The organism is Achromobacter sp. SIMBA_011 (genome assembly GCF_046535435.1).
GTDB classification, from domain to species: Bacteria; Pseudomonadota; Gammaproteobacteria; order Burkholderiales; family Burkholderiaceae_B; genus Achromobacter; species Achromobacter dolens.
This window is the reverse complement of sequence record NZ_JAWRWN010000003.1, coordinates 82,377-107,429: the sequence shown is the minus strand read 5'-3', so window position 1 is coordinate 107,429 and position 25,053 is coordinate 82,377. Positions and strand designations below refer to the sequence as shown.

Below are 25,053 nucleotides of genomic sequence, written 5' to 3'. Positions count from 1 at the left end.
GTTTTCGTGCGGCCCGGGCGGAAGTCTCCTCCCGAGTGCGGCAACAGGGATTCCATGTTCGAATTTATTCGCAGCCACCGGCGCTGGATGCAGTTCATCCTGCTGCTTCTGATTGTGCCTTCCTTCTTCCTCGTCGGGATTCAGGGCTATGAGAGCTTCATGCGCAAGGAGCCGGAACTGGCGACGGTCGCCGGCCAGCCCATTTCCCGCTCGGAGTTCGACCAGGCGCACCGCAACCAGCTTGAACAATATCGGCAGCGCCTGGGCGCGCAGTTCGACCCGGCCGTGATCGACACGCCGCAACTGCGCGAAGCGCTGCTGAACCAGCTCATCAACCAGCGCTTGCTGGCGAACGTGGCCGTGGACAACCGCTTCTCGGTGTCTGACGAAACGCTGCGCAATACCATTGCCGCGATCCCGGAAGTGCAGGACAACGGCCGCTTCTCGCCCGAGCGCTACCGCCAGGTGCTGGCGGCCCAGGGCATGTCGCCGACGTCGTTCGAAGCCGGCCTGCGCCGCGATCTGGCCGTGGCCCGCGTGCTCGAGCCGGTCGGCCAGTCGGCCAGCGCGCCTTCGGAAGTGGTGGCGTCGCTCGAAACCGCCCTGACGCAGCAGCGCACGGTGCAACTGCGCCGCTTCGCCGCCGCCGATTTCCGCTCGCAAGTGACGGTCACCCCGGCCGACATCCAGGCCTGGTACGACGCCAACAAGCAGCAATTGCAGATTCCCGAGCAGGTCCAGGTGCAGTACCTGGTGCTGAATGAAGCCGCCGCCACCGAGGGTGTGCAGGTCAAGGACGAGGACCTGGCCTCGTACTACGAGCAGAACAAGAACCGCTTCGGCCAGCCCGAGCGCCGCCGCGCCAGCCACATCATGATCGAAGTGCCGGCCGGCGCCTCGGACGATGCGCGCAAGGCCGCCCGCGCCAAGGCCGAGGCCCTGGCCACGCAGGCCGCCGCCGACCCGGCGCAATTCGCCGAGCTGGCCCGCAAGAATTCGCAGGACGCCGGTTCGGCCGCCAATGGCGGCGACCTGGGCTGGCTGGCGCCGGGCATGCTGTCCGGCCCGCTGGAAAAGGCGATCTTCAGCCAGTCCAAGGACCAGGTGTCGGGCGTGGTCGAAAGCCCGTCGGGCTTCCACGTCATCAAGGTCACCGAGATCCAGCCGGCCTCGATCAAGCCGCTGGCCGAGGTCAAGAGCCAGATCACCGCCGAAGTGCGCAAGCAACTGGCCGCCGTGCGTTTCTCGGAAATGGCCAGCCAACTGAACAAGCAGGTCTATGACCAGCGCGACAGCCTGCAGCCGGCCGCCGACGCGGTTGGCCTGAAGCTGCGCACCGCCTCGGGCGTGACGCGCGAAGGCCTGCTGCCCGCCGACCAGGCCGGCCCGGGCTCCGCCGTGGACAGCCCGGACGCGGCGTTGCTGGACAACCCGCGCGTGCGCCAGGTGCTGTTCTCGCCCGACGTGCTGCGTGAAAAGCAGAACTCCGGCGTGATCGAGCTGTCGCCGGACACCATGCTGGCGGTGCGCGTGGCCGCCGTGGAACCGGCCCACGTGCCGGCGCTGGAGAAGGTCAGCGATTCGATCCGCGCCAAGCTGCTGGACGAGCGTTCGGCCGAAGCCGCCAAGAAGGCCGGCGAAGCCGCGCTGGCGGCCGACCAGGCCAACCCGGCCGCCGCGCCGGAAGGCTTCGGCGGTCCGCTGGTGGTGTCGCGCCAGGATCCCAAGAACCTGCCGCGCTCGGTGCTGGACGCCGTGATGCGCCTGCCGGCCGCCAAGCTGCCGGCCTATACCGGGGTGCAGTCGGGCGCCGATTACACGCTGGTGCGCCTGGAGAAGGTCGAGGCCGGCACGGTCGAGGCCGCAGACAAGGAACGCCTGGCGCAGCAACTGGCGGGCGCCTGGGGCCAGGCCGAGAGCGAAGCGCTGGTGCGCATGCTGCGCGAGGAATACAAGGTGCAGGTGCTGCCGGCGGCCGCCGACGCCATCCGCGGCGGCGACGCCTCGCAGCAGGCGGCGGGCTGATCGGCCGCGCGGCAGGTCGCGGGCCGCTCAGGCCCGCGTCATTGCAGCAAGGGCCGCAGCGCCGGCCACACATTGTCCAGCAGTTGGGGCTGGGCGTCCTCGTTGGGATGGATGCCGTCGGCCTGGAACATCGCCCGGTTCGTTGCGATACCTTCCATCAGGAAGGGCACGAGCCGGGCGTTTTCGTCTTTGGCGACGGTGGGAAACACCTGGGCGAAGCGCTGGGTGTAGTCGCGGCCGTAGTTGGGCGGGATCTGCATGCCGACGATGACCACCTCGGCCTCGGCTTTACGCGCCGCCTGCGCCATGGCGCGCAGGTTCTGCTCCGTCATGTTCAGCGGCAGCCCGCGCAGGGCGTCGTTCGAGCCCAGCTCCAGCACCACCACCGCCGGCTCGTGCTGGCGCAGCAGCGCCGGCAGGCGGGCGACGCCGCCGCTGGTGGTGTCGCCGCTGATGCTGGCGTTGACCACCTTGTACTTCGGGTATTGTTCGGAAAGCCGCGCGGACAGCAGCGGCACCCAGCCGGTGCCGCGCTTGATGCCGTACTCGGCGGCCAGGCTGTCGCCCACCACCAGCACGGTGCGTTGCGCGGAACCCTGGGCTGCCGGGGCGGTCTGAGCGTGGGCGGGCGCCATCAGGGTGGCCATGGCCAGCGTGGATATCAGTAGTGAACGGCGAATCAGGGGAATCAGGCGCATGGATAGCAAGAATTCGATCGAGGTGAAAGGGCTGGGCAAGCGGGTGGCCGATGCCGGCGGGACGCTGTCTATCCTGGAAGACATCGATTTTACGGTGGCGGCGGGCAGCGCCGTGGCCATCACCGGCAGCTCCGGGTCGGGCAAGTCCACCCTGTTGGGACTGCTGGCCGGGCTGGATGTTCCCAGCGCGGGCAGCGTGCGCCTGGCCGGGCAGGACCTGTTCGCCCTTGACGAGGACGGCCGTGCGCGCCTGCGGGCCAATCACGTGGGGTTCGTGTTCCAGTCATTCCAGTTGCTGCCGAACCTGACTGCGCTGGAAAACGTCATGCTGCCGCTGGAACTGGCGGGCCAGCCGGCGCGCGAGGCGGCCCAGGCCATGCTCGAGCGCGTCGGGCTGGGGGCGCGCCTGCATCATTATCCGCGCACCCTGTCCGGCGGCGAGCAGCAGCGCGTGTCGCTGGCGCGCGCCTTCGTGGTGCAGCCCGACCTGCTGTTCGCCGATGAACCCACGGGCAGCCTGGACGCCGCCACCGGCGTCACCGTCATCGACCTGATGTTCGACCTGCACCGCGAGCACGGCACCACGCTGGTGCTGGTGACGCACGATCCCCAATTGGCGGCGCGTTGCGGCCGGCAGGTGGTGCTGGCGGCGGGACGCATGGCCGCGTAGGCGGGATGCGACCGGCCGCTGCGGCCCGCGCCAGCGATACCAGCCTGAAACGAAAACGCCACCCGAAGGTGGCGTTTTTGCTTGGCCTTTGGTGCGGACCTTACTTGGCCTTGGCCACCGCCTGGTTCCAGGCGGCGACGACGGTTTCGTACTCCTTGGCGGCCGCGTCCTGGCTCACCGGGAAGATCTTGATGCTGTTGAAGTCGGGCAGGGTGGTCAGGCTGGCCACCGCAATGTCGCTGCGGGTCGGGCGGCGGAAGTTCTTCACCAGTTGCGCTTCCTGGGCCTCCTTGCTGAGCAGACCGTCGTACAGCGCCTTGGCGGCCTCCAGGTTCTTGGCGCCCTTGATGATGAACATGCCTTCCGGCGCCAGGTAGCTGCCCTCGGTCGGGTAGACCAGCTTGATCTCCTTCTGGCCGCCGGCCACGTATTCCTGGGCGGCGTATTCCAGCGTCATGCCGACCGCGTACTCGCCGGCCGCCACGCCCTTGTAGGTGGTGCCGGACGAGGCCGTGACCACGGCGTTCGCGGCGATCTTGTCCAGGCCTTCCTGGCCGAACTGCTTGTACAGGCCGTAGACCAGCATGTAGGCGGTGCCGCTCTTGGACGGATCGGTGATGGCGAACTTGCCCTTCCATTGCGGCTGCATCAGGTCGGACCAGGTGGCCGGCGCCGCCAGGCCCTTCAACTGGCGCTCGTTGACCATCAGCACCATGATGTGCACGTTGGTGCCGACCCACAGATCGTCCGGGCCGCGGAACTCGGCCGGGATCTTGTCGATGTCGGCCGGACGGTAGGGCTGCAGGTGCTGGCGGTAGGCGCCCAGCGTGCCGAAGCCGCCGCTCCAGAACAGGTCGCCGCGCGGGTTCTGGGCCTCGGCCTCGATGCGCTTCATCATGGTGCCGGTGCCGCCGGTGACCGGCTGCACGTTCAGCTTGGGCGACTGCTTCTTGACGGCGTCGAGCGCGGTCTCGATGGTCTCGGTGTTGTTGGACGAGTACAGGACCACGTTCTGCGCCTGCGCGGCGCCCGCGGCCAGGGTGGCGGCCAGCAGGCCGGTTTGCAGGAAGTGTTTGAGGTGCATGGTTAGCCTTTGTGGATGCGGGTTATTTGCCGGAGAACAGCTTGATGCGGAATGCCTTGACCGACACGATGATGGGCAGCACGATCACCGTGACCAGCGCCGCGCCGTAGGCCGAGGCCATGCCCAGGCGGCCGCCGTCGACCTGGCGGAAGATGGCGATCGGCATGGTCTCCAGTCCGCCGCTGTAGGCCACGATCGAGGCCGACAGCTCGGAAATCGTGGTCAGCCACATCAGGATGGCGGCCGAGATGATGGAGGCCTTCATGGCCGGCAGGATGACCTTGAAGAAGGTCATCAGCGGCGATACGCCCAGGCTGATCGAGGCTTCCTCGATCGAGTCGGGTATGTTGAACAGCACCGACGAGGCGTTGCGCACCGCGAAGGGCAGGCGCCGCACCGCGTAGCACAGCACCATGATGCCGGAGGTGCCGGCCAGCACCAGCCAGCCGGTGTTGAAGGTCTGCACCAGCGCGATGCCCAGCACCGTGCCGGAGATGGTCAGCGGCAGCACCACGATGTAGTCCAGCACCTGGGTGAAGGCGCTGCGCTTCTTGATGGTGAGATAACTCACCAGCACCGCGAAGGCCACGCCCGTCACCGTGGCCAGCGAGGCGAACTTGAGCGAATTCAGGATCGGCTCGGGCGCGCCGTGCAGGGCGCGCTGCATGCTGGCCAGCGACCACGAGCCCCAGTGCATCACCGGCCCGCTGGTCTTGGTGAAGGCGGCGATGAACACCACGATCAGCGGCAGCAGCGACAGCAGCATCACCAGGCCGACGCCGCCGGTGTACAGGATGGCCTGCCACGAACGCACCCGGCGCGCCGCCGGCGCGCGGCCCTGGGTCATGGTGTAGACCTTGCGCTCGACCACGCGCTTCTGCACGAACAGCACGATGGCGACGATGGCGATCGACACCACCGACATGGCGCTCTGCAGCGTCGGGCTGCCGCCCATTTCGCTGACGAAGGTGTTGTAGGTCATCACCGACAGCAGCGGCACGCGGCTGCCCAGCAGCATCGCCAGCGCGAAGTTGCCCACCACCAGCGTGAACACCACCAGCGCGTTCACCAGGACCGCCGGCAGCAGCACCGGCACCAGCACCCGCAGTTGGGTCAGCAGCGGCGGCGTGCCCAGGCTCAGGCCGGCTTCCTCCAACTGGCCGTCGAAGCCGCGCAACGCGGCCAGCACGCCCAGGTAGATGTAGGTGTAGTAGACCAGCGTCATCGAGAACACCATGCCGGTCCAGCCGTAGAACGACGGCAGCGAGATGCCCGCGTCACCCAGCAGATTGGTCAGAATGCCGTTGTTGCCCAGCACCAGCAGCCATGACTGGCCGACGATGATCTCGGGAATGACGATGGTCAGCACCGGCAGGATCGCCACCAGGTTCTTGAGCGGGAAGTCGTAGCGCGCCACCATGTAGGCGAACGGCACGCCCACCAGGATGGTGCAGGCGGTCACCACCAGCCCCAGCACCAGCGTGTTGCCGAAGGCCTCCAGGTATTGCGAGTCGGCCAGCAGCGCGCGGAAACCTTCCAGCGAGAAGCCGCCGTCCTGGCCGGTGACGCTGTTGCTGAACAACACCGCCAGCGGATACAGCACGAAGAACAGCAGCAGCGCCAGGCTGATTGCCGTCAGGATGCCCCAGGGCCACCATTTGATTTTCATGGCGTGGCGGTCCTCAGGCGTTGACGACGCGGCTGTCGGCGGGAATCAGCACCTGCACGGCCTCGCCGGGCTGGAACTGCGCCACCATGTTGCCCGCGTGCAGCTCCACGCGGATCTCCGAGCCGTCCTGCAGCGCGATGCGGTAGGCGGTCTTGAAGCCCAGGTATTGGCGCCGCAGCACCTTGCCGGGCAGGGTGTTGGGCACGTAGGGCGAGGGCGCCATCAGCGCCAGTTCCTCGGGGCGGGCGATCAGCACCGCGCGTTCGGCCAGCGTGTCGCTGCCGAGCGTGCCGTCGAAACCCAGGCCGCACAGCTCGTAGCGCACGTGGCCGGCCGGCGCGCCGGGCAGCCCGCCGCGCGCCGGCACCGGGATCACGTTGGCCGAACCGATGAAGTCGGCCACATAGGCGTTGACCGGCGTGCCGTACAGTTCCTCGGGCGTGCCCAGTTGGGCGATGCGGCCGTGGTCCATGATGGCGATGCGGTCGGACATGGCCAGGGCTTCTTCCTGGTCATGGGTGACGAACACGGTGGTGATGCCGGCCTCGCGCACCAGGTCGAGGATGACGTCGCGCATCTGCAGGCGCATCTTGGCGTCCAGGTTCGACAGCGGCTCGTCCATCAGCAACACGCGCGGCCGGATCACCAGGGCGCGCGCCAGCGCCACGCGCTGGCGCTGGCCGCCGCTCATCTGCGCCGGGTAGCGGTCGGCCAGCGCCGCCAGGCCGACCTTGTCCAGCGCCTCGTCGACGCGGCGCTTGATCTCGGCGCGGGCCACGCCGCGGGCGCGCAGGCCGTAGGCGACGTTGTCGAAGGCGGTCTTGTCGGGAAAGAGCGCGTAGTCCTGGAACACCATGCCGATGTCGCGGCGGTGCGCCGACACGTGCGTGACGTCGTCCTGGTCGAACAGCAGGCGGCCGCCGTCGGGCGCGTAGAAGCCGGCAATGCAGCGCAGCAGGGTGGTCTTGCCGCAGCCGCTGGGGCCCAGCAGCGTGTAGAACCCGCCGTCGGGAATGTGCAGCGACAGGTCGCGCAGCACCTGCTGGCCGCCGAATGTCTTGATGATGCCGTCTACGGTGATCGATGCCATGAAAGGTTCCTGCCTGGGATTGGACGCATCATAGGAACCCGGCCGCGCTGCCACCAGCGGTGTTTTTTAAGGGCTGGCGTTAGTTTTTCTAAGAGGTCGGCGGCGCCGCAATCCCCTAGAATGCGGCTCATAGCCACGGCGCGGCCTCGCGCGGCGCCGGCAAAAAACAGACGACAAGGGAAATCGTGGGTATTAGCAGCAAAGCCTTGCGCCAGGGGCGCGCACGGGCGGACGGCGCCTGAGATGGCGGGCCCGAGCCTGCCGCCGCTGAAAGCCTTGCGGGTATTCGAGGCCGCGGCGCGCCTGCGCAGTTTCACGGCGGCGGCCGACGAACTGAGCATCACGCATAGCGCGGTCAGCCAGCAGATCCGCATCCTGGAAGACTACGTCGGCCAGCCGCTGTTCGCGCGCGAGGCCCGCGGCGTCACGCTGCTGCCGTGCGCGCAGGCGTATTTTCCCGAGGTCCAGGCCAGCCTGGAGCGCATCGCGGCGGCCACCGCCAAGCTGCGCTCGCCAGGCCATGGCGGCGTGCTGCGCGTCAGCGCCACGCCGTCGCTGACCATGAAATGGCTGATTCCCCGGCTGTCGGCGTTCCAGGCGCTGCATCCGGGCATCGACGTGCAACTGACCACGCAGGGGCGCTCGTTCCTGGATCGCGGCGACGAGGCCGGCGGCGACGTGCTGATCCGGCATGGCTTCGTGGCGCACGCCGAAATGAGCTGCGTGCACTGCCTGGACGACTTCCACGTGCCGGTGGCGTCGCCGCGTTTCATCGAGCGCAACCGCCTGGCCACGCCGGCCGACTGTCTGGGGCACCCCTTGCTGAAGGTCGCGGGCGGCATGGACCACTGGCCGCGCTGGTTCGCGCTGGCCAGGGTGGACGTGCCGGCGCAACTGCCCGGGCCGGTGTTCGACCATCAATTCCTGTGCATGCAGGCCGCCATGAACGACCTGGGCATCGCCCTGGCGCCGTGGTGCCTGCTGCAGGACGACCTGCGCGCCGACCGGCTGCGGCCGCTGTTCCTGCAGCCACGCCTGCCCAACGCCGGCGTGCATGCGCTGTTCCGCCCGGACGCGCCGGCCGCGGCCGCGGCGCGCCATTTCATCGACTGGCTGGGCCGCGAGGCCGGCCATCCGCCACCCGAGCAATAGAAGGATTGCCCATGCAAGATTTCCAGAGCGACGCCGGCCTGCATTGGCGCGGTATCGAGCCGCCGCTGACACTGTCGGACTACAAGGTCATCGCCTTCGACATGGATTCGACGCTGATCGCCATCGAGACCCTGGATGAGATGGCCGACCTGATGGGGAAAAAGGCCGAGGTGGCCGCGCTGACCGAGGCGGCGATGCAGGGAGAGATCGTCGACTACAAGCAGAGCCTGCGGCAGCGCGTGGCGCTGCTGGCCGGCATGCCGGCGGCGGCGCTGGACGAGGTGTATGAGCATCGCCTGGCGCTCAACCCTGGCGTGGAAACGCTGATCGCGGCTTGCAAGGCCGCCGGCCTGTTCTGCCTGCTGGTGACGGGCGGCTTCACCTGCTTCACCGACCGGCTGCGCGTGCGCCTGGGGCTGGACGACGTGCGCGCCAACGTGCTGGAGATCGTCGATGGCCGCCTGACTGGGCGGCTGCTGCCGCAAGCGTGGGGCGACCTGTGCGACGGGGAGGAAAAGCGCCGCAAGTTGCTGGAGGTGTGCGCGGCGCTGGGGGTCGGACCGGAGCGCGCCATCGCGGTGGGCGACGGCGCCAACGACCTGCCGATGCTGCGCACCGCCGGGCTGTCGGTGGCGTATCACGCCAAGCCGGCGGTGCGGCGCGAGGCCAGGGTGGCGATCGACCAGGGCGGGCTGGACCAGTTGTTGCGGCTGTTCAGCGCCGGCAAGGCGCAGGCGCGGCGCTGACGGGCCGCCACCGCGGCGCGAACGAGGCGCGAGCGAGGCGCGAACGCGGCCCCCGGCGGACCCGAACCCGCCTCAGGCGCTGATCAGGCCGGGGATCTTCACGTCCGGGTCGACATCGGCGTTGTAATCGACCCCATCGATCTCGAACCCGAACAGGCGCAGGAAATCGCGCTTGTAGCCGGCGAAATCGGTCAGTTCATACAGGTTGGACTCGGTCACCTGGTGCCACAGCGCCTGCACCTGCGCCTGCACGGCGGGGTCCAGTTCCAGGTAGTCCGCGCGCAGCCGGCCTTCGTCGTCCAGGATCGGCGCCGCGCCGCACAGGCTGTCGCGGTACAGGCCGTAGACCTGCTCGATGCAGCCCTCGTGCGTGCCTTTTTCCTTCATGACCTTGAACAGCAGCGACAGGTACAGCGGCATCATCGGAATGGCCGAACTGGCCTGGGTCACAACCGCCTTCAGCACCGAGACGCGGGCGTCGCCGCCGCGCGCGGCCAACTTGGCGCGGATGTCCAGCACCTTCTGGTCCAGGTCTTTCTTGGCGGCGCCGATCGAGCCGTTCCAGTAGATGTCGTGGGTGATCTTCTCGCCCAGGTAGGTGAAGGCGGTGGTGGTGGCGCCCTCGGCCAGCACGCCGGCCTCAAGCAGGGCGTCGATCCACATCTGCCAGTCCTCGCCGCCCATGACCGCCACCGTGGCGTCGATCTCTTCCTGGGTGGCCGGTTCCAGCACCGATTCCTTGATGACTTCCTTGTCGGTATCCAGGCCGCGCAGCGTGACCGCCTGGCCGACCGGCTTGAGGGTCGAGTTGAACACCGTGCCGCTGACCGGATGGGTGCGGCGCGGCGCGGCCAGGCTGTAGATGACCTGGTCGACCTGGCCCAGGTCCTGCCTGATGGCGGCGATGGTCTGGGCCTTGATGGCGTCGGAGAAGGCGTCGCCGTTGATGCTCCTGGCGTACAGGCCCTCGGCGCTGGCGAACTTGTCGAAGGCGGCGCTGTTGTACCAGCCCGGGGTGCCGGCCTTGGCGGTCTCGCCGGGGCGCTCGAAGAACACGCCCAGCGTCTGGGCGCCACAGGCGAAGGCGGCGCTGATGCGGGCCGCCAGGCCGTAGCCGGTGGATGCGCCGATCACCAGGACGCGCTTGGGGCCACCGCTGATCGGGCCCTGGGCGCGGACGTAGTCGATCTGGTTCTTGACGTTGGCTTCGCAGCCGACGGGATGGGTGGTCACGCAGATGAAGCCGCGCACGCGGGGTTTGATGATCATGGAGCCCTCGTTCTGGAAATGCGGGGAAGACGGCCCGCGCAGGCGGGCGGCGCCGGGCATTGTACGGGAGGCGGGGCGGCCGCCGCCCGCCCGGGGCGTATCAGCGCGCGCTGGCGCCCGCTGGCGCGGCCGCCTGGACGCGGCTGCGGCGCCACTCCACCAGGCCGATGCCGATGCCGCTGGCGCAGATGATGGCGATGCCGAGCCAGGTCAGGGGATCCGGAAAGTGGTCCCACACCAGCCAGCCGACCGTGGTGGCGCTGATGATCTGCAGGTAGATGAAGGGCGCCAGGGTCGAGGCCGGCGCGCGGCGATAGGCGGCGATCTGGAACAGGTGACCCAGGCCGCCGGTGACCCCGGTGGAGATCAGCAGCGTCCAGTCCAGCGGCGTCAGCGCCTGCAGCACCGGCAGGGCGGGCGGCAGGATGAAGGGCAGGGCCAGCGTCAGGCAGCCGGTGCCGACCGCGCCGCTCCAGATCAGCGAGGTGAACGGATCGTCGCCCGCGACGCGGCGCGTGGCGATGAACTGGGCCGCGAAGCAACAGGCCGTCAGCAGCCCGAAAATGGTGCCGACCGGATGCAGGCCGCCGCCCGGGCGGATGACGATGATGACGCCGATGAAGGCGATGCCCGCGGCCACGAAGCGCGACATGCGCGCCGGCTCCTTCAGGATCCACGGCGCCAGCGACAGCACCAGCAAGGGCGCCAGGAAGTTGATGGCGGTGGCTTCGGCCTGGGGAATGTAGCTGAGCGTGGTGAAGAACATCAGCGTGGCCAGGAACATCGAGCCGCCGCGCAGGAGCTGTTCGCGCGGCTTTTTGCTGCGCAGGATGCCCATGCCGCGCGTGGGCAGCACCAGGGCCAGCACCAGCAGCAGGTGCACGGCGTAGCGGAACCACGACAGCACCAGCAGCGGCACCCCCGCGTTCATGACCCATTTGCCGCTGGCGTCCAGGCAGGACAGCGTCCACATCGACAGCACCAGCAACAGGATCCCGACGAGCGGGCCGCTGGGGGCGGGACGCGGGCGACCGGTATCGGCCGGGGACATGGACAGGCTCCTTGTGCGCGATGGGGCCGTGGAGGGGCCACGGGGCGGCTGACATGATACGCTCATCGCGGCAAGGGGAAAGGTTCATGATCGAACTACGCAATATAGAAACATTCTTTTGGGTCGCCACGCTGGGCAGCTTCCGCGCCGCGTCCGACAAGCTCAACACCACGCAGCCGGCGGTATCGCAACGCATCGCCTCGCTCGAGGCCGATCTGGGCGTGCGCCTGTTCGAGCGTGACGCCCGCGGCGTCAAGCTGACCGCCAAGGGCCATGAACTGCTGTCGCACGCCGAGCGCATGCTGCAAGTGCGGCGCGACATGTTCGAGGCGGCGCGCGAGCAGAACGTCATGACGGGCACGGTGCGCATCGGCGTGGCCGAGACCATCGTGCAGACCTGGCTGCCGACGCTGATCGAGCTGGTGCACGCCGCGTATCCGGCGCTGGTGCTGGAGATCGAGGTGGACACCACCCACGTGCTGCGCTCGCACCTGATGTCGCGCCAGATCGACCTGGCTTTCCTCATGGGGCCGGTGCTGGAGGCGCGGGTCGAGAACCTGCCGCTGTGCACCTATCCGCTGGCCTGGGTCGCCAGTCCGCTGCTGGAACTGGGCCCCGAGCCCTTGACGCTGGAACGCATCGGCCGCCTGCCCATCGTCACCTATCCGTCCAATAGCGCGCCATATCGTGTGGTGCGCGACATGCTGACGCGCGCCGGCGTGGCGTCGCCGCGCATGTACGGCAGCGCTTCGATGTCGATGGTGGTGCGGATGACGCAGGACTGCATCGGCACCAGCGTGATCGCGCCGGTGTTCCTGGGCAAGGAACTGGCGCGCGGCGAACTGCGCATCCTGCGGGTCGACGCCGACCCGCTGCCCGAATTGAGTTTCACGGCCACCTGGGTGCAGGGGCCGGACAGCCACGCGGCGCGGCTGATCGCGCAGATGGCGCAGAAAGTGGCCGCGCAGGCGGGCGACGGCGTGGCGTCGTCCTAGCGGCCTGTCCGCACGAAAGGAAGCCGCGCGCGGACCCCCGGGCCGCGCCGGCAACGGCGCGCATCATGATCCGCCGCGGCGCTCGCGCCTAGGTGTTTTCCCCAGCGCCACGCGCGCGGGCGGTCATGCGAAGCGCTCGCGGCGCGCCCGCGTCCGACCCCCCGATTCCGCGCCAGGCCGCATGGTTGCTGGCTCTGCGGCCGGCGCCGGGCGGCCCGCCGGCGAGACCCAAGAAATATTTATACCCCCACATCGCAACATACGATTGGACGCTCGGCGCCCCTGACGCTGCAATGGCGGCACATCAAGAAGATCGCCTGGAAACACAGGCGCGGGGGAAAAACTTTGCTCCTCTGACGTTCCGATTTCTACCCGCGCGCTCAAGGTAACGGGGACCCGCGCGCGCCAGACCATCCCGCCAGCCAGGAGTTTGTTCCATGAAGAAGTCGCTCGCTCTCGCCGCCGTCGCCGCCAGCCTGTTGGCCGGCGCCGCCCAGGCGCAAGACCTGCCCAAGACCCATTTGAAGGTGGTCGGCGGCCTGTCCAACCTGACCGCCTACAACGATTACGAAAAGCCGTTCTGGACCAAGACCATTCCGGAAGCGTCCAAGGGCCAGGTCACCGCGGACATCAAGGGCTTCAATGAAATGGGCCTGAAGGGCCCGGAACTGCTGCGCCTGATGTCGACCGGCGTGGTCGAGTTCGGCACCGCCACGCTGTCGTACTTCGCCAGCGACAACCCGATCAACGAAGCCATCGACCTGGCCGGCCTGGCGCCGGACGTGAAGACGGCGCGCGAGGTGACCAACGCCTTCGAGCCGGTCTACGCGCGCCTCTATGGCGAAGGCAGCAACGTCAAGCTGCTGGGCATCTCCACCTATCCGGCGCAGGTGCTGTTCTGCAACGCCGAGATCAAGGGCCTGGCCGACATCAAGGGCAAGAAGGTCCGCACCAGCAGCCGCACCACCGCCGAATTCGTGGAAGCGCTGGGCGGCTCCAGCGTCACCATGGCGTTCGGCGAAGTGGTGCCGGCGCTGCAGAACAAGGTGGTCGATTGCGCCATCACCGGCTCGCTGTCGGGCTACTCGGCCAAGTGGTACGAAGTGTCGACCCACCTGGTGGCGCTGCCGATCAACTGGAACCAGCAGATCCACGCCGTCAACCAGAAGGCCTGGGACAAGCTCGATCCCAACGTGCGCACCTTCCTGCAGGCCAACGTCAAGACGCTGGTCGACAACATCTGGGATGCCGCGGCGCGCCAGACCCAGGAAGGCTATGACTGCAACACCGGCGCGGCCGCGTGCCCGTTCCCGGTCAAGGGCAAGATGGTGCTGGTGCAGCCTTCGGACGCCGACCGCGAACTGCTCAAGAAGGTGACGCAGGAAGCCGTGCTGCCCAAGTGGGCCGCGCGTTGCTCGGCGCAGTGCGTCAAGGACTTCAACGCCACCGTCGGCAAGACGCTGGGCGTGACCGCCAGCAAGTAAGCGAGACCGCGCGCCGTCCGCCGTTGCAGCGGCGGCGCGCCTGCGATTCATCATCGAGGCCGTATCCGGCCGCAGAGGTTTTTCCCATGACCCGAACCGAACACTTCCGCCTGCTGGGCGGGCTGCTGCGTCGCGCCGAGACCTTCTCGCGCGTCGCGGTGTGGGCGGGCGGCGCGCTGACCATCGCCAGCGTGCTGCTCATTTCCTTCGACGTGCTGGCCCGCAAGTTCCTGGGCTTTACCACCGGCGGCGCCGACGAACTGTCCAGCTACGCCTTCGCCATCAGCACCTCCTGGGCGCTGGCCTTCGCCACGCTGCAGCGCGCCAACGTGCGGGTGGACGTGCTCTACCAGAAGCTGCCGGTGCGCGTGTCGGCCGTGCTCGATTGGGTTTCCATGGTGGCGCTGGCGGTCTTCATGGTGTTCCTGACCTATTACGCCTATGAAGTGGTGCAGATGTCGTGGGCGCAGAAGTCCGCCGCCAACACGCCGCTGGCTACGCCGTTGTGGATTCCCCAAGGCCTGTGGCTGCTGGGCCTGGCCTGGATGTGCATTACCGTCGCCCTGATGCTGGCGCGCGCCTCGGCCGCCCTGGTGACCGGCGACATCGAACTGGTCAAGGAAATCTGCGGCGTGCGTTCCGCGCAGGAAGAAGCCGACGAGGAAGCCGCCGCCGGCGAGCGCATGGTCAAGGGAGCCGCCGCATGATCGCCACCGCCCTGACTCTGTTGCTGGTCCTGATCGGCCTGTCGATCCCCGTGGGCGCGGCCCTGGGGGTGCTGGGCCTGATCCTGGACCCGATGTTCTCGATGCTGCCGCTGTCGCGCGCGATCGGCGAGATATCCTGGAGCACCAACAACGAATTCCTGCTGGTCGCCATTCCGCTGTTCATCATGCTGGGCGAGGTGCTGCTGCGGGCCGGCTTCGCCGAACGCATGTACGGCGCCATGAGCCTGTGGCTGTCGTGGCTGCCGGGCGGCCTGATGCACGCCAACATCGGCGCCTCGACGCTGTTCTCGGCCACCTCCGGCTCCAGCGTCGCCACCGCCGCGACGGTCGGCACGGTGGCGATTCCGCAGATCCGCAAGTATGGCTACAACGAGCCGCTGTTCCTGGGCAGCCTGGCCGCCGGCGGCACGCTCGGCATCCTGATCCCGCCGTCGATCAACCTGGTGATCTATGGCGTGCTGACCAATTCGTCCGTGCCGAAGCTGTACCTGGCCGGCATCATCCCGGGCTTCGCCATGGCGGCGCTGTTCATGCTGACGGTGATGATCGCCTGCGTGGTCAAGCCGTCCTGGGGCGGCAAGAAGATCCAGGCCACCTGGGGCCAGCGCTTCGCCAGCCTGGTGCATCTGGCGCCGCCAATGGGCATCTTCCTGCTGGTGGTGGGCTCGATCTACGCCGGCCTGGCCACGCCCACCGAGGCCGCCGCGCTGGGCGTGCTGGGCGCGCTGATCCTGGCCGCCTGGTTCCGCCGCCTGACCTGGACCATGCTGCGCGAGGCGATGGAAGGCACCATGCGCTCGACCGCCATGATCATGCTGATCGTGGTGGCCGCGAGCTTCCTTAACTTCGTCATGTCCGCCACCGGCCTGACCGACGCGCTGACCCAGTCCATCACCGGGCTGGGCCTGTCGCCGGGCTGGATGCTGCTGATCGTGATCGTGTTCTACCTGGTGCTGGGCTGCTTCATGGAGACCCTGTCGATGATGATCACGACCATTCCCATCGTCGCGCCCATCATGATCGCGTTGGGCTACGACCCGATCTGGCTGGGCATCATCATCATCATCCTGGTCGAGGCCGCGCTGATCACGCCGCCGGTGGGGCTGAACCTGTTCGTGGTGCAGAGCCTGCGCAAGAGCGGTTCGATGAGCGCCGTGATCACCGGCAGCCTGCCATTCGTGCTGGCCATGTTCGTGATGCTGGCGTTGCTGGCGTGGTGGCCCGACCTGGCCCTGTGGCTGCCGCGCGTGTTCGGCTAGCCCCGGTATCCCTTCGGGCACGGCCGCGCGGCCGTGCCCATTCTTCCCCGTTTACCTCCGCAGGACTTTTCATGAAAGCCGTATTCCAGATCGAAGCCGATTCCCCCCGCCAGGTCGAGGTGGACTTCAATACCCTCATCGTGGCCGGCTGGGCCGGGCGCGACATTGCCGCCATCGAGCACCACATCGAGGAACTGGCCGCCATCGGCGTGCCGCGTCCCACCAGCGTGCCGCTGTACTACCGCATCGCCGACAACCAGTTGACCCAGGCCGAACGGGTGCAGGCGGTGGGCGGCGATTCGTCCGGCGAGGTCGAGACCTTCGTGTTCGCGGCCGACGGCGAAATGTACGTGAGCATTGCCTCGGACCACACCGACCGCAAGCTGGAGACGGTCAGTGTGGCCATGTCCAAGCAGGTCTGCGTCAAGCCGGTGGCGACCTCGGCGTGGCGCCTGGCCGACGTGGCCGAATACTGGGACGAACTGGTAATCCGTTCGTACATCGTCGAGAACGGCGCCGAGGTGCTGTACCAGGAAGGCCCGCTGGCCTCGCTGCGCACGCCGCAGGACCTGATCGCCGGCTACACCGGCGGCGCCGCCACGCTGCCCGAAGGCGCCGGCATGACCTGCGGCACCGTCGGCGCCATCGGCGGCATCCGCCCGTCGGCCGAATTCACCATGGAACTGTTCGATCCGCGCCGCCAACGCAGCCTGCGCCACCGTTATCATGTCGAGATCCTGCCGGTGGTGGCCTGACGCCCGGCAGGCGCCCTGATTGCCATGACGCGCCCCTGCGGGGCGCGCCGGTCCAACATTTTTCATGCCGCCCCGCGGCCCCCTGGAACCGTATGCTTTCGACCCTGAATGACCTGACCGCCGCCCTGAACGACGGCCGCACCACTTCCGTTGAACTGACCGAGGCCGCCTTGGCGCGCGCCAACGATCCGGCCGGCGAGGGCGCCCGCGCCTTCACCCGCCTGTACGCCGAGTCGGCGCTGGCCCAGGCCCGTGCCTCGGACACGCTGCGCGCCGCCGGCATCGTGCGCTCGGCCATCGAGGGGCTGCCGATCAGCATCAAGGATCTGTTCGACATCGAAGGCGAGACCACCATGGCCGGCTCGGTGGCGCGCGAGGGCGAACCGGCGGCCGACGCCAACGCCGAAGTGGTGCAGCGCCTGATCGCCGCCGGCGCGGTCATCATCGGCCGCACCAACATGACCGAATTCGCCTATTCGGGCCTGGGCATCAATCCCCATTACGGCACGCCGCTGAACCCCTGGGACCGCGCCACGGGCCGCATTCCTGGCGGCTCCTCGTCGGGCGCGGCGGTGTCGGTGGCAGACGGCATGGCGGTGGCCGCCATCGGTTCGGACACCGGCGGCTCGGTGCGCATTCCCGCCGCCCTGTGCGGCCTGACCGGCTTCAAGCCCAGCGCCTGGCGCGTGTCGATGGAAGGCGTGCTGCCGCTGTCGGCCAACCTGGATTCCATCGGCCCCATCGCCGCCAGCGTGCGCTGCTGCGCCGAACTCGACGCGATCCTGTCGGGCGAGGGCGGGCCGGTGCCCGAGGCGCTGCCGCTGCGCGGCCTGCGCCTGGCGGTGCCCCAGACGCTGGCGCTGGATGCCATGGACAAGCACGTGTCCGACACCTTCGCGCGCACCGTGGCGCGGTTGGCAGAGGCTGGCGCGCTGGTCGACGAGGTTGCCATCCCGGAATTCGCCGAGCTGGCCGGCATCAACGCCAAGGGCGGCTTCACCGCCGCCGAGGCCTGGGCCTGGCACCGCGACCTGATCGCCCGCGCCGGCAAGCGTTACGATCCGCGCGTGGTGTCGCGCATCATGCGCGGCAAGGACATGAGCGCCGCCGACTACCTGGACCTGCTGGACGCGCGCGAAGCCTGGGTCGCCGCGGTCGACCGCCGCATCGCCGGCTACGATGCGCTGATCCTGCCGACCACGCCGATCGTGGCGCCGGCCGTGGCCGACCTGGCGGCCTCGGATGAAGCCTATTACGCCGCCAACGGCCTGATCCTGCGCAATCCCACGCTGATCAACTTCCTCGACGGCTGCGCGCTGTCGCTGCCTTGCCACGCCGACGGCAGCGCGCCGGTCGGCCTGATGATCGCCGGCAGCAACGGCGCCGACCGCCGCATCCTGGCCATCGGCCTGGCGGTCGAGGAACTGCTCGCGGGTTGAACCCGGACCGGGGCCGCGCCCGCTCACGGCCCCGGGCCGCCCGCCGTCGGGCCTTGCTTCGCGGGGACGGCTGTCGGGCGGGGATGGCGGCCGCGCGGGCGGGCAGGGCGGTGTTTTCCGCCATATCGGAACCGTCCCCCAGACGCTAACATCCAGGCTGGACATGCCGCGCAACGGGGCAGGATACGGGCGCCATGATAGATCTGCGCAATATCGAGACGTTTTTCTGGGTGGCCACGCTGGGCGGCTTTCGCGCCGCGGCCGAAAAGCTCAATGCCACCCAACCGGCGATTTCCCAGCGCATCGCGTCGCTGGAATCCGACCTGGGCATCCGCCTGTTCGACCGCGACGTGCGCGGCATCAAGCTGACCGGCAAGGGCCAGGAACTGCTGTCACACGCCGAGCGCATGCTGCAACTGCGCCGCGACATGCAGGAAGCGGCGCGGGCCAAGAGCGTGATGACCGGCACCCTGCGGCTGGGCGTGTCCGAGACCATCGTGCATACCTGGCTGCCGACGCTGATGGAATACCTGCACGACGCCTACCCGGCGCTGATGGTCGAGATCCAGGTGGACACCACCACGGTGCTCAAGACCCAACTGGCCTCGCGCCAGATCGACCTGGCGTTCCTGCTGGGGCCGATGGAAGAGCCGCGCATCGAAAACCTGTACCTGTGCAATTACCCGCTCAGTTGGGTCGCCAGCCCCAAGCTGAAGGTGGGACGCCAGCCCATCAGCCTGAAGCGGCTGGGGGAGTGGCCGGTCATCACCTATTCGTCCACCACCGATCCGCACCGCGCGGTGCGGCAATTGCTGCAGCAGGCCGGCGTGGACGCGCCGCGCATGTATGGCAGTTCGGCGCTGAGCGTGATCGTGCGCATGGCGCTCGACGGCATCGGCACCGCCGTGATCGCCCCGGTGATCCTGCGCAAGGAGCTGACCCAGGGCGAGCTGCGGGTGCTGGAGGTCAAGGCGCCGGCGTTGCCGCCGCTGCACTACACCGCCTGCTGGATGCAGGGCCCCGACAGCCAGGTGCCGCGCACCGTGGCCGAGGCCGCCCAGCACATTGCGCGTGAAGAAGCGCTGCGCCATCCGGCAAAACCCTGATAAGGAATTCTGATCGGGGTCTATCGCAACATGTGATTAGACGCCGGGCCCGAGTTCCGGTGCAATGGCGCCATACCAACACTGGCTTCAGGGGAATGGACATGGCATTGGATTCGGCGGCCCGCAACAGCGTGGAACTGGCGCGTCGCGCAAGGCTCGACGCCCGCAGCGGCAAACTGAGCGGTCCCACGGCCAACCTGGCGCCGGGGCACGTGCAGGCCAACCTGGCGATCCTGCCGCGCGCGCTGGCGGCGGATTTCCTGCATTTCTGCCAACGCAATCCCAAGCCGTGCCCATTGCTGGCCATGTCCGAGCCGGGCGATCCCTCCCTGCCCGAACTGGGCCAGGACATCGACATCCGCACCGACATCCCGCGCTATCGCGTGTGGCGGAACGGCGAGCTGGTGGCCGAGCCGACCGACGTGCGCGACCTGTGGCGCGATGACCTGGTGTCGTTCCTGATCGGCTGCTCGTTCTCGTTCGAGGAAGCGATGCTGGACAACGGCCTGCCGGTGCGCCACATCGAGCAGGGCTGCAATGTGCCGATGTACCGCACCAATATCCCGACCCATGCCGCCGGCGTCTTCGGCGGCCCGCTGGTGGTGTCGATGCGGCCCCTGAAGGCCGCCGACGCCATCCGCGCCATCCAGGTGACCTCGCGTTTTCCCTCGGTGCACGGCGCGCCGGTGCACATCGGCGACCCCGCATTGATCGGGATTGCCGATATCGACCGACCGGATTATGGTGACGCGGTGGAGATCCGCGCCGGCGAGCTGCCGGTGTTCTGGGCCTGCGGCGTGACGCCGCAATCGGTGGTTGCCGCCGTGCGCCCCGATTTCTGCATCACCCACGCGCCCGGGCATATGCTGGTCACCGACCTGGTCAACAGCCGCATGGCGATCCTGTAGGCCGCGCTCCGATTCTCAGTCAACCGTCAGCGGAAAACCGCTAGAAATCACAGTCTTCACGCACTAGCAGTACCCATTACAAAGCGTCCATGGTCGGACGCGTCAGCAGCTTTGGTTTTGCCTCCAGAAAGATCCATGACAGGACAAGGGGAAAAGGCGACAAGAGTTCAAGATCCACCACCCGTCGGACTGCGCACGGGTGGCGGGTCGCCGCAGGCCCGGATTTCCCGGGCCCGGGGCCATGCGCCCCGCGTTTTGCATTGCTTTCACAGTGGAATTTCTCCAGGAGTCAGGTAATGAAGATGAAGCTCATTGCGGGTGTCGCCGCGAGTCTGGCGCTGTTGGCCGCCGCGCCGACGCAGGCCCAGGTCAAGACCGTGAAGATCGGCGCGATCTATCCCCTGTCCGGCGCGCTGGCGTCCACCGGCGCCGAGATCAAGGCCGCGGTCGAACTGGCCGTGGACATCGTCAATAATCCGCATCCCGAACTGGAAGGGATCCCGCTGGCCGCGGGCGCCGGCCTGCCGGCGCTGGGCGGCGCCAAGATCGAGGTCGTGTTCGGCGATTCGCAGGGCAAGCCCGAAGTGGGCCTGGCCGACGCGCAACGGCTGATCGATCAGGAAAAGGTGGTGGCCCTGACCGGCGCCTACCAGTCGGCCGTCACCAAGACCGCCAGCCGCATCGCCGAGCAGCGCGGCATTCCCTACCTGAATGGCGAGTCCAGCAGCCCGGACCTGACCGAGCGCGGCTACAAGTGGTTCTTCCGCACCTCGCCCAACGACGACACCTTCGTCGAGAACATGATGCAGTTCCTGGACGGCGTGAAGGGCACGCCGACCGCCAAGATCGCGGTGGTCTACGAGAACACCGACTTTGGCGTCAACACCTACAAGGCGGTCGAGAAGTTCGCCAAGCAGTACAAGCGCCAGGTGGTGGCCAACATCGCCTACAGCGCCGGTTCGGCCTCGGTGACGGCCGAGGTGCAGAAGCTGGCCGCCGCCAAGCCCGACGTGGCGATCTTCGCCAGCTACACCTCGGACGCCATGCTGTTCGTGCGCACCATGCGCGAAAGCAAGTACGCGCCGCCGGTGCTGCTGGCCAACGACGCCGGCTTCATCGATTCGCGCTTCGTGCAGGAAGTGGGCCCGCAGGTGCAGGGCGTGCTGACGCGCGACGTGTGGGGCAACGACGTCGCCGCCGCCAAGGCCGGCCTGAAGAAGATCAACGACATGTACAAGGCCAAGACCGGCAAGGACCTGAACGGCAACAACGCCCGTTCGATGCAGGGCGTGCTGGTGCTGGCCGATGCCATCAACCGCGCCGGTTCCACCGATCCGGAAGCGATCCGCAAGGCGCTGGCGGCCACCGACCTGGGCGAGGCGCAAGTGGCCATGCCCTGGGCCGGCGTGAAGTTCGACGACAAGGGCCAGAACACCAAGGGTTCGGGACTGATCCTGGAACTGAAGGGCTCGTCCTACCAGACGGTCTGGCCGGAAAAGTACCGCACCGACAAGACGCTGCCCACGCTGCCGTTCTCCTGGAAGTAATCATCAGCCGTGGCGGGCCGCGGGGGCCCGCCACAGGAGTACTCCATGTTTGAAGCTCTCTCGGCAGGCCTGTTCAACGGCCTGATCTATGCCGCGGTGGCTGTGGGGCTGGCGCTGATCTGGGGCATCACCGACGTCATCAACTTCGCCCATGGCGAATTCCTGATGCTCGGCATGTATGCCGCCTATTGGCTCTATACCCTGGGTCATATCGACCCCACGCTGTCGGCCCCTCTGGTCGCCATCGTGCTGGCCTTCGTTGGTTTCCTCACTTATGCGCTGATCATCAAGCGCCTGCAGAAAGGTCCCGCCATGGCGGTGATCCTGGCCACCTTCGGCCTGGGCCTGGTGCTGCGGCAACTGGCGTTCATCGCCTTCAGCCCCGACTACCGCAGCCTGCCCGACACCCTGGTGTCCGGCAGCGTCACCGTGGCGGGCATCTCGCTGGGCCGGCCGCAGGTGGTGACCGGACTGATCGCGCTGGTGATGGTGGTCGCGCTGTTCGTGCTGGTGTACCGCACGCGCTGGGGCCATGCGCTGCAGGCGGTGGCCGAAGACCGCCAGGTGGCGGCGCTGGTCGGCATTTCGCCCGACCGCGTCAACGCCCAGGTCTGGATGCTGGGCAGCGCCGCCGTCGGCCTGGCCGGCGCGCTGCTGACCACGTTCTTCTACGTGTTCCCCTCGGTGGGCACGGTATTCGGCCTGCTGGCTTTCGTGGCGGTCTGCATGGGCGGCTTCGGCTCGCTGCCGGGCGCCTTCATCGCGGGCATCCTGATCGGGATCATCGAGGCAATGACGGGCTACTTCGTGGCGCCGGCGCTGAAGACGGTCAGCGTCTTCATCCTCTTCATCCTGGTTCTCTGGTATCGGCCGCGCGGCCTGTTCGGGCGGTGGTGACATGACGACGACACAGAAAAAGGACGGCGCGGCCTCGGGCGTGCCGAAATGGCCGGTGGCCGTGGCCCTGGCGGCGGCGGTGCTGCTGGCGCTGGTGCCGCTGGTGGTGACCGACTCGTTCACCCTGCAGGTGCTGCTGCTGGCCATCATGTTCGGCGCGCTCGGCGCGTGCTGGAACCTGGTGGGCGGCTTTCTCGGGCGCATTTCCTTCGGCCACGCGGTGTTCGTGGGCGTGGGCGGCTACACCACGCTGTTGCTGCTGCATCATCTGAAGCTGACACCATTGCTCGGCATTCCGCTGGGCGGCCTGATCAGCGCGGCGCTGGCCTGGCTGGTGGGCGGGCCGACGCTGCGCCTGTCCGGCCACTATTTCGCCATGGCCACCATCGCGCTGTTGCAGATCGGGCTGCTGCTGATGATCAACTGGGACTGGGCCGGCGGCGCGGTCGGGCTGGAGGCGCCGATCGGCGACGCCGCCTGGATGCTGCTGTTCCGCAGCAAGGTGCCGTACTACTGGATCGCGGTGGGGCTGGCGTTCCTGACGTTCTGCGCCACGTACTTCCTGGTGCATTCCAAGACCGGCTTCTATTGGCGCGCCATCAATGGCGACGAAGCGGCCTCGCGCAGCCTGGGCGTGCCGGCGGACCGCTACAAGATGCTGGCGTTCGTGCTGTCCGCCGGCATGACCGGGGTGTGGGGCGGCTTCTTCGCCATGTACGTGGGCTTCATCGATCCTGAGTCGATGTTCAGCCTGACGATGTCGGTGCAGGTGGTGCTGGTGGCCATCCTGGGCGGCGTCGGCACGCTGGTCGGTCCGTGGCTGGGCGCCGCGGTGCTGCTGCCGCTGTCGGAAGGCACGCGGGTGCTGTGGGGCAGTTCGGGCCTGGGCCTGGACCTGCTGATTTTCGGGTTGGCGATCCTGCTCGTCACCCTGTTCCTGCCAGGCGGTCTGGTGACATTGAGGAGGCGCCGTGGCTCTGCTCGACGTTAAGAACCTGACCAAGCGCTTCGGCGGCCTGGTCGCCAACAAGGACATCTCGCTGTCGGTCGAGGCGGGTGAGATCGTCGCCATCATCGGTCCCAACGGCGCGGGCAAGAGCACGCTGTTCAACGGCCTGGTCGGCCATCACGAGCCGACCTCGGGCACGGTGGCGTTCGCCGGCGAGTCCATGATCGGCCGGCGGCCGGAGCAGGTCGCGGCCATGGGCCTGGTGCGCACCTACCAGATCCCGCGCAGCTTCGGCCAGATGACGGTGTTGGAGAACGCCATGGTCGGCGCGCTGCTGCGCCATCCGCGCCTGCCCGACGCGCGTCGCGCGTCGGCGCGGGTGCTGGAGCTGGTGGGCCTGGCCGACCGCGCCGATACGCTGGCGGCCGAGTTGAACGTGGCAGGGCAGAAGCGGGTCGAGCTGGCGCGCGCGCTGGCGACCGAGCCGCGCATGCTGCTGCTGGACGAAGTGGCCGGCGGCCTCAATCCGGCCGAGGCCATCGCGCTGGCCGAGATCCTGCGCGGCATCCATGCCGCCGGGGTCACGCTGATCATCGTCGAGCACGTGCTGGAGGTGGTGATGCGGCTGGCGCAACGGGTGCTGGTGTTGAATTTTGGCCAGATGATCGCGGAAGGGGCGCCCCAGGACATCGTGCGCCATCCCGCCGTGATCGAGGCTTATCTGGGGAGGAAGCACCGTGCCTGATGCGATGTTGAAGGTCGACAACCTGAGCGTGGCCTACGGCGGCGTGCAGGCCGTGCGCGATGTGTCGCTGGAAGTGCGGCAAGGCGAAATCGCCGCGCTGCTTGGCGCCAACGGCGCCGGCAAGTCCAGCACGCTGCTGGCCATCATCGGCTCGGTCAAGCCCAGGGAAGGCCGGGTCGTCTTCGAAGGGCGCGACATCACGGGAACGCCGCCGGACCAGTTGGTCAAGCAGGGTATCGCCATGATTCCGGAAGGCGCGCGGGTGTTCGCGCGCCAGCCGGTCGAGCAGAACCTGCGGCTGGGGGCGTACACCGTGCGCGACGAGCGCATCTACCAGGAGCGGCTGGACAAGGTCTACACGCTGTTCCCGCGGCTCAAGGAGCGCCGTGAACAGCTCGCGGGCACCATGTCCGGCGGCGAGCGGCAGATGCTGGCGATCGGCCGCGCCCTGATGAGCGGGCCGCGGCTGCTGCTGATCGACGAGCCCAGCCTGGGCCTGTCGCCGCTGCTGGTCGAACAGGTGTTCGACGCCCTGGCAGCGCTGAACCGCGACGATGGCCTGTCGGTGCTGCTGGTCGAGCAGAACATGACGCAGGCGCTGGAAGTGGCGTCGCGCGCCTATGTGATGCAGAGCGCGCGCATTGCGCTGTCGGGTGATGCCGCCGAGCTGGCGGCGTCGGACGAGGTGCGCAAGGCGTATCTCGGGATGTAGCCCGTCGGCCGCTTTCCGCCAGGCGAAAAAAAGCCCGTCGCGCGAGGCGACGGGCTTTTTCTTGATAGGCGGCCG

At 68.1% G+C, this 25,053-nt stretch carries 23 protein-coding genes; 17 read left to right on the top strand and 6 right to left on the bottom strand.

Annotated elements, in window-relative coordinates:
- Window positions 1-54 precede the first annotated feature (54 nt).
- The gene (locus SB816_RS13545) at window positions 55-2,025 is read left to right on the top strand and encodes a SurA N-terminal domain-containing protein (protein WP_054502666.1); all 1,971 of its coding nucleotides are present in this window, start codon (window positions 55-57) and stop codon (window positions 2,023-2,025) included.
- Between the two features lie 38 nt (window positions 2,026-2,063).
- Here the strand turns inward: SB816_RS13545 and SB816_RS13540 are convergent, their stop codons facing one another.
- Complete coding sequence (locus SB816_RS13540; RefSeq protein ID WP_081273370.1) at window positions 2,064-2,723, bottom strand: arylesterase; 660 nt, start codon at window positions 2,721-2,723, stop codon at window positions 2,064-2,066.
- On the opposite strand from SB816_RS13540, the gene SB816_RS13535 reads away from it, so the two are divergent.
- Window positions 2,722-3,393, top strand: a complete 672-nt coding sequence (locus tag SB816_RS13535; RefSeq protein ID WP_049073475.1) for an ABC transporter ATP-binding protein — start codon at window positions 2,722-2,724, stop codon at window positions 3,391-3,393. The two genes, SB816_RS13540 and SB816_RS13535, sit on opposite strands and share 2 nt — an antisense overlap.
- Window positions 3,394-3,493: 100 nt before the next feature.
- On the opposite strand, the gene SB816_RS13530 is transcribed toward SB816_RS13535, so the two are convergent.
- Genes SB816_RS13530 through SB816_RS13520 form a run of 3 tightly spaced genes read right to left on the bottom strand, consistent with a single transcriptional unit; the run spans window position 3,494 to window position 7,236 of the window.
- Window positions 3,494-4,477, bottom strand: a complete 984-nt coding sequence (locus SB816_RS13530; RefSeq protein ID WP_054502664.1) for an ABC transporter substrate-binding protein — start codon at window positions 4,475-4,477, stop codon at window positions 3,494-3,496.
- Window positions 4,478-4,499: 22 nt separating this feature from the next.
- Complete coding sequence (locus SB816_RS13525; RefSeq protein ID WP_410547147.1) at window positions 4,500-6,146, bottom strand: ABC transporter permease; 1,647 nt, start codon at window positions 6,144-6,146, stop codon at window positions 4,500-4,502.
- A 13-nt stretch (window positions 6,147-6,159) separates the two neighbouring features.
- Entirely contained in the window at window positions 6,160-7,236 is a 1,077-nt protein-coding gene (locus SB816_RS13520; protein ID WP_343720006.1) for an ABC transporter ATP-binding protein, read from the bottom strand.
- A 243-nt stretch (window positions 7,237-7,479) separates the two neighbouring features.
- Between SB816_RS13520 and SB816_RS13515 the strand changes: the two genes are divergently transcribed.
- Window positions 7,480-8,388, top strand: coding sequence for a LysR substrate-binding domain-containing protein (locus SB816_RS13515; RefSeq protein WP_054502662.1), 909 nt, complete (start codon window positions 7,480-7,482; stop codon window positions 8,386-8,388).
- An 11-nt stretch (window positions 8,389-8,399) separates the two neighbouring features.
- Window positions 8,400-9,134, top strand: coding sequence for a phosphoserine phosphatase SerB (gene serB, locus SB816_RS13510; RefSeq protein WP_054502661.1), 735 nt, complete (start codon window positions 8,400-8,402; stop codon window positions 9,132-9,134).
- Window positions 9,135-9,206: 72 nt separating this feature from the next.
- Here serB and fabV read toward each other — a convergent pair whose 3' ends face one another.
- Window positions 9,207-10,403 (bottom strand): enoyl-ACP reductase FabV, encoded by a 1,197-nt coding sequence (gene fabV / locus SB816_RS13505; protein WP_173010974.1) that lies wholly within the window; start codon window positions 10,401-10,403, stop codon window positions 9,207-9,209.
- Window positions 10,404-10,503: 100 nt separating this feature from the next.
- Window positions 10,504-11,454, bottom strand: coding sequence for a DMT family transporter (locus SB816_RS13500; protein ID WP_054502660.1), 951 nt, complete (start codon window positions 11,452-11,454; stop codon window positions 10,504-10,506).
- Between the two features lie 86 nt (window positions 11,455-11,540).
- Between SB816_RS13500 and SB816_RS13495 the strand changes: the two genes are divergently transcribed.
- The 13 genes from SB816_RS13495 (at window position 11,541) to SB816_RS13435 (ending at window position 24,978) form a co-directional block, all read left to right on the top strand.
- Window positions 11,541-12,449, top strand: a complete 909-nt coding sequence (locus SB816_RS13495; protein ID WP_054416693.1) for a LysR family transcriptional regulator — start codon at window positions 11,541-11,543, stop codon at window positions 12,447-12,449.
- Window positions 12,450-12,886: 437 nt separating this feature from the next.
- Entirely contained in the window at window positions 12,887-13,933 is a 1,047-nt protein-coding gene (locus SB816_RS13490) for a TRAP transporter substrate-binding protein (RefSeq protein ID WP_006388185.1), read from the top strand.
- 86 nt (window positions 13,934-14,019) lie between these two features.
- A complete protein-coding gene (locus tag SB816_RS13485; RefSeq protein WP_054502658.1) occupies window positions 14,020-14,640 on the top strand; it encodes a TRAP transporter small permease subunit in 621 nt (206 codons plus the stop codon).
- A complete protein-coding gene (locus SB816_RS13480) occupies window positions 14,637-15,920 on the top strand; it encodes a TRAP transporter large permease (protein WP_006388187.1) in 1,284 nt (427 codons plus the stop codon). Before SB816_RS13485 ends, SB816_RS13480 begins: the two co-directional genes overlap by 4 nt.
- Before the next feature lie 71 nt (window positions 15,921-15,991).
- The gene (locus SB816_RS13475; protein WP_054416690.1) at window positions 15,992-16,675 is read left to right on the top strand and encodes a DUF2848 domain-containing protein; all 684 of its coding nucleotides are present in this window, start codon (window positions 15,992-15,994) and stop codon (window positions 16,673-16,675) included.
- Between the two features lie 92 nt (window positions 16,676-16,767).
- Window positions 16,768-18,114, top strand: a complete 1,347-nt coding sequence (locus SB816_RS13470; RefSeq protein WP_410547146.1) for an amidase — start codon at window positions 16,768-16,770, stop codon at window positions 18,112-18,114.
- Window positions 18,115-18,308: 194 nt separating this feature from the next.
- Entirely contained in the window at window positions 18,309-19,220 is a 912-nt protein-coding gene (locus SB816_RS13465; protein WP_054502656.1) for a LysR family transcriptional regulator, read from the top strand.
- A 101-nt stretch (window positions 19,221-19,321) separates the two neighbouring features.
- On the top strand, window positions 19,322-20,128 hold the full coding sequence (locus SB816_RS13460) for a putative hydro-lyase (protein ID WP_217484221.1): 807 nt from the start codon (window positions 19,322-19,324) through the stop codon (window positions 20,126-20,128).
- Window positions 20,129-20,424: 296 nt separating this feature from the next.
- Complete coding sequence (locus SB816_RS13455; RefSeq protein WP_006388192.1) at window positions 20,425-21,675, top strand: ABC transporter substrate-binding protein; 1,251 nt, start codon at window positions 20,425-20,427, stop codon at window positions 21,673-21,675.
- A 45-nt stretch (window positions 21,676-21,720) separates the two neighbouring features.
- Window positions 21,721-22,572, top strand: coding sequence for a branched-chain amino acid ABC transporter permease (locus SB816_RS13450; RefSeq protein ID WP_064523012.1), 852 nt, complete (start codon window positions 21,721-21,723; stop codon window positions 22,570-22,572).
- Window position 22,573: 1 nt separating this feature from the next.
- Window positions 22,574-23,563, top strand: coding sequence for a branched-chain amino acid ABC transporter permease (locus SB816_RS13445; protein ID WP_054472166.1), 990 nt, complete (start codon window positions 22,574-22,576; stop codon window positions 23,561-23,563).
- Window positions 23,544-24,266, top strand: coding sequence for an ABC transporter ATP-binding protein (locus tag SB816_RS13440; RefSeq protein ID WP_054502654.1), 723 nt, complete (start codon window positions 23,544-23,546; stop codon window positions 24,264-24,266). The genes SB816_RS13445 and SB816_RS13440 overlap by 20 nt, the downstream gene beginning before the upstream one ends.
- 4 nt (window positions 24,267-24,270) lie before the next feature.
- Entirely contained in the window at window positions 24,271-24,978 is a 708-nt protein-coding gene (locus SB816_RS13435; RefSeq protein ID WP_054502653.1) for an ABC transporter ATP-binding protein, read from the top strand.
- Window positions 24,979-25,053: the final 75 nt, after the last annotated feature.

Coding starts and splice junctions, on each gene's coding strand:
- SB816_RS13520 (WP_343720006.1), bottom strand. CDS start 7,236: ATGGCATCGATCACCGTAGACGGCATCATCAAGACATTCGGCGGCCAG.
- SB816_RS13480 (WP_006388187.1), top strand. CDS start 14,637: ATGATCGCCACCGCCCTGACTCTGTTGCTGGTCCTGATCGGCCTGTCG.
- SB816_RS13530 (WP_054502664.1), bottom strand. CDS start 4,477: ATGCACCTCAAACACTTCCTGCAAACCGGCCTGCTGGCCGCCACCCTG.
- fabV (WP_173010974.1), bottom strand. CDS start 10,403: ATGATCATCAAACCCCGCGTGCGCGGCTTCATCTGCGTGACCACCCAT.
- SB816_RS13445 (WP_054472166.1), top strand. CDS start 22,574: ATGACGACGACACAGAAAAAGGACGGCGCGGCCTCGGGCGTGCCGAAA.
- SB816_RS13490 (WP_006388185.1), top strand. CDS start 12,887: ATGAAGAAGTCGCTCGCTCTCGCCGCCGTCGCCGCCAGCCTGTTGGCC.
- SB816_RS13450 (WP_064523012.1), top strand. CDS start 21,721: ATGTTTGAAGCTCTCTCGGCAGGCCTGTTCAACGGCCTGATCTATGCC.
- SB816_RS13500 (WP_054502660.1), bottom strand. CDS start 11,454: ATGTCCCCGGCCGATACCGGTCGCCCGCGTCCCGCCCCCAGCGGCCCG.
- SB816_RS13470 (WP_410547146.1), top strand. CDS start 16,768: ATGCTTTCGACCCTGAATGACCTGACCGCCGCCCTGAACGACGGCCGC.
- SB816_RS13465 (WP_054502656.1), top strand. CDS start 18,309: ATGATAGATCTGCGCAATATCGAGACGTTTTTCTGGGTGGCCACGCTG.
- SB816_RS13540 (WP_081273370.1), bottom strand. CDS start 2,723: ATGCGCCTGATTCCCCTGATTCGCCGTTCACTACTGATATCCACGCTG.
- serB (WP_054502661.1), top strand. CDS start 8,400: ATGCAAGATTTCCAGAGCGACGCCGGCCTGCATTGGCGCGGTATCGAG.
- SB816_RS13535 (WP_049073475.1), top strand. CDS start 2,722: ATGGATAGCAAGAATTCGATCGAGGTGAAAGGGCTGGGCAAGCGGGTG.
- SB816_RS13460 (WP_217484221.1), top strand. CDS start 19,322: ATGGCATTGGATTCGGCGGCCCGCAACAGCGTGGAACTGGCGCGTCGC.
- SB816_RS13485 (WP_054502658.1), top strand. CDS start 14,020: ATGACCCGAACCGAACACTTCCGCCTGCTGGGCGGGCTGCTGCGTCGC.
- SB816_RS13515 (WP_054502662.1), top strand. CDS start 7,480: ATGGCGGGCCCGAGCCTGCCGCCGCTGAAAGCCTTGCGGGTATTCGAG.
- SB816_RS13435 (WP_054502653.1), top strand. CDS start 24,271: ATGTTGAAGGTCGACAACCTGAGCGTGGCCTACGGCGGCGTGCAGGCC.
- SB816_RS13525 (WP_410547147.1), bottom strand. CDS start 6,146: ATGAAAATCAAATGGTGGCCCTGGGGCATCCTGACGGCAATCAGCCTG.
- SB816_RS13475 (WP_054416690.1), top strand. CDS start 15,992: ATGAAAGCCGTATTCCAGATCGAAGCCGATTCCCCCCGCCAGGTCGAG.
- SB816_RS13455 (WP_006388192.1), top strand. CDS start 20,425: ATGAAGATGAAGCTCATTGCGGGTGTCGCCGCGAGTCTGGCGCTGTTG.
- SB816_RS13495 (WP_054416693.1), top strand. CDS start 11,541: ATGATCGAACTACGCAATATAGAAACATTCTTTTGGGTCGCCACGCTG.
- SB816_RS13545 (WP_054502666.1), top strand. CDS start 55: ATGTTCGAATTTATTCGCAGCCACCGGCGCTGGATGCAGTTCATCCTG.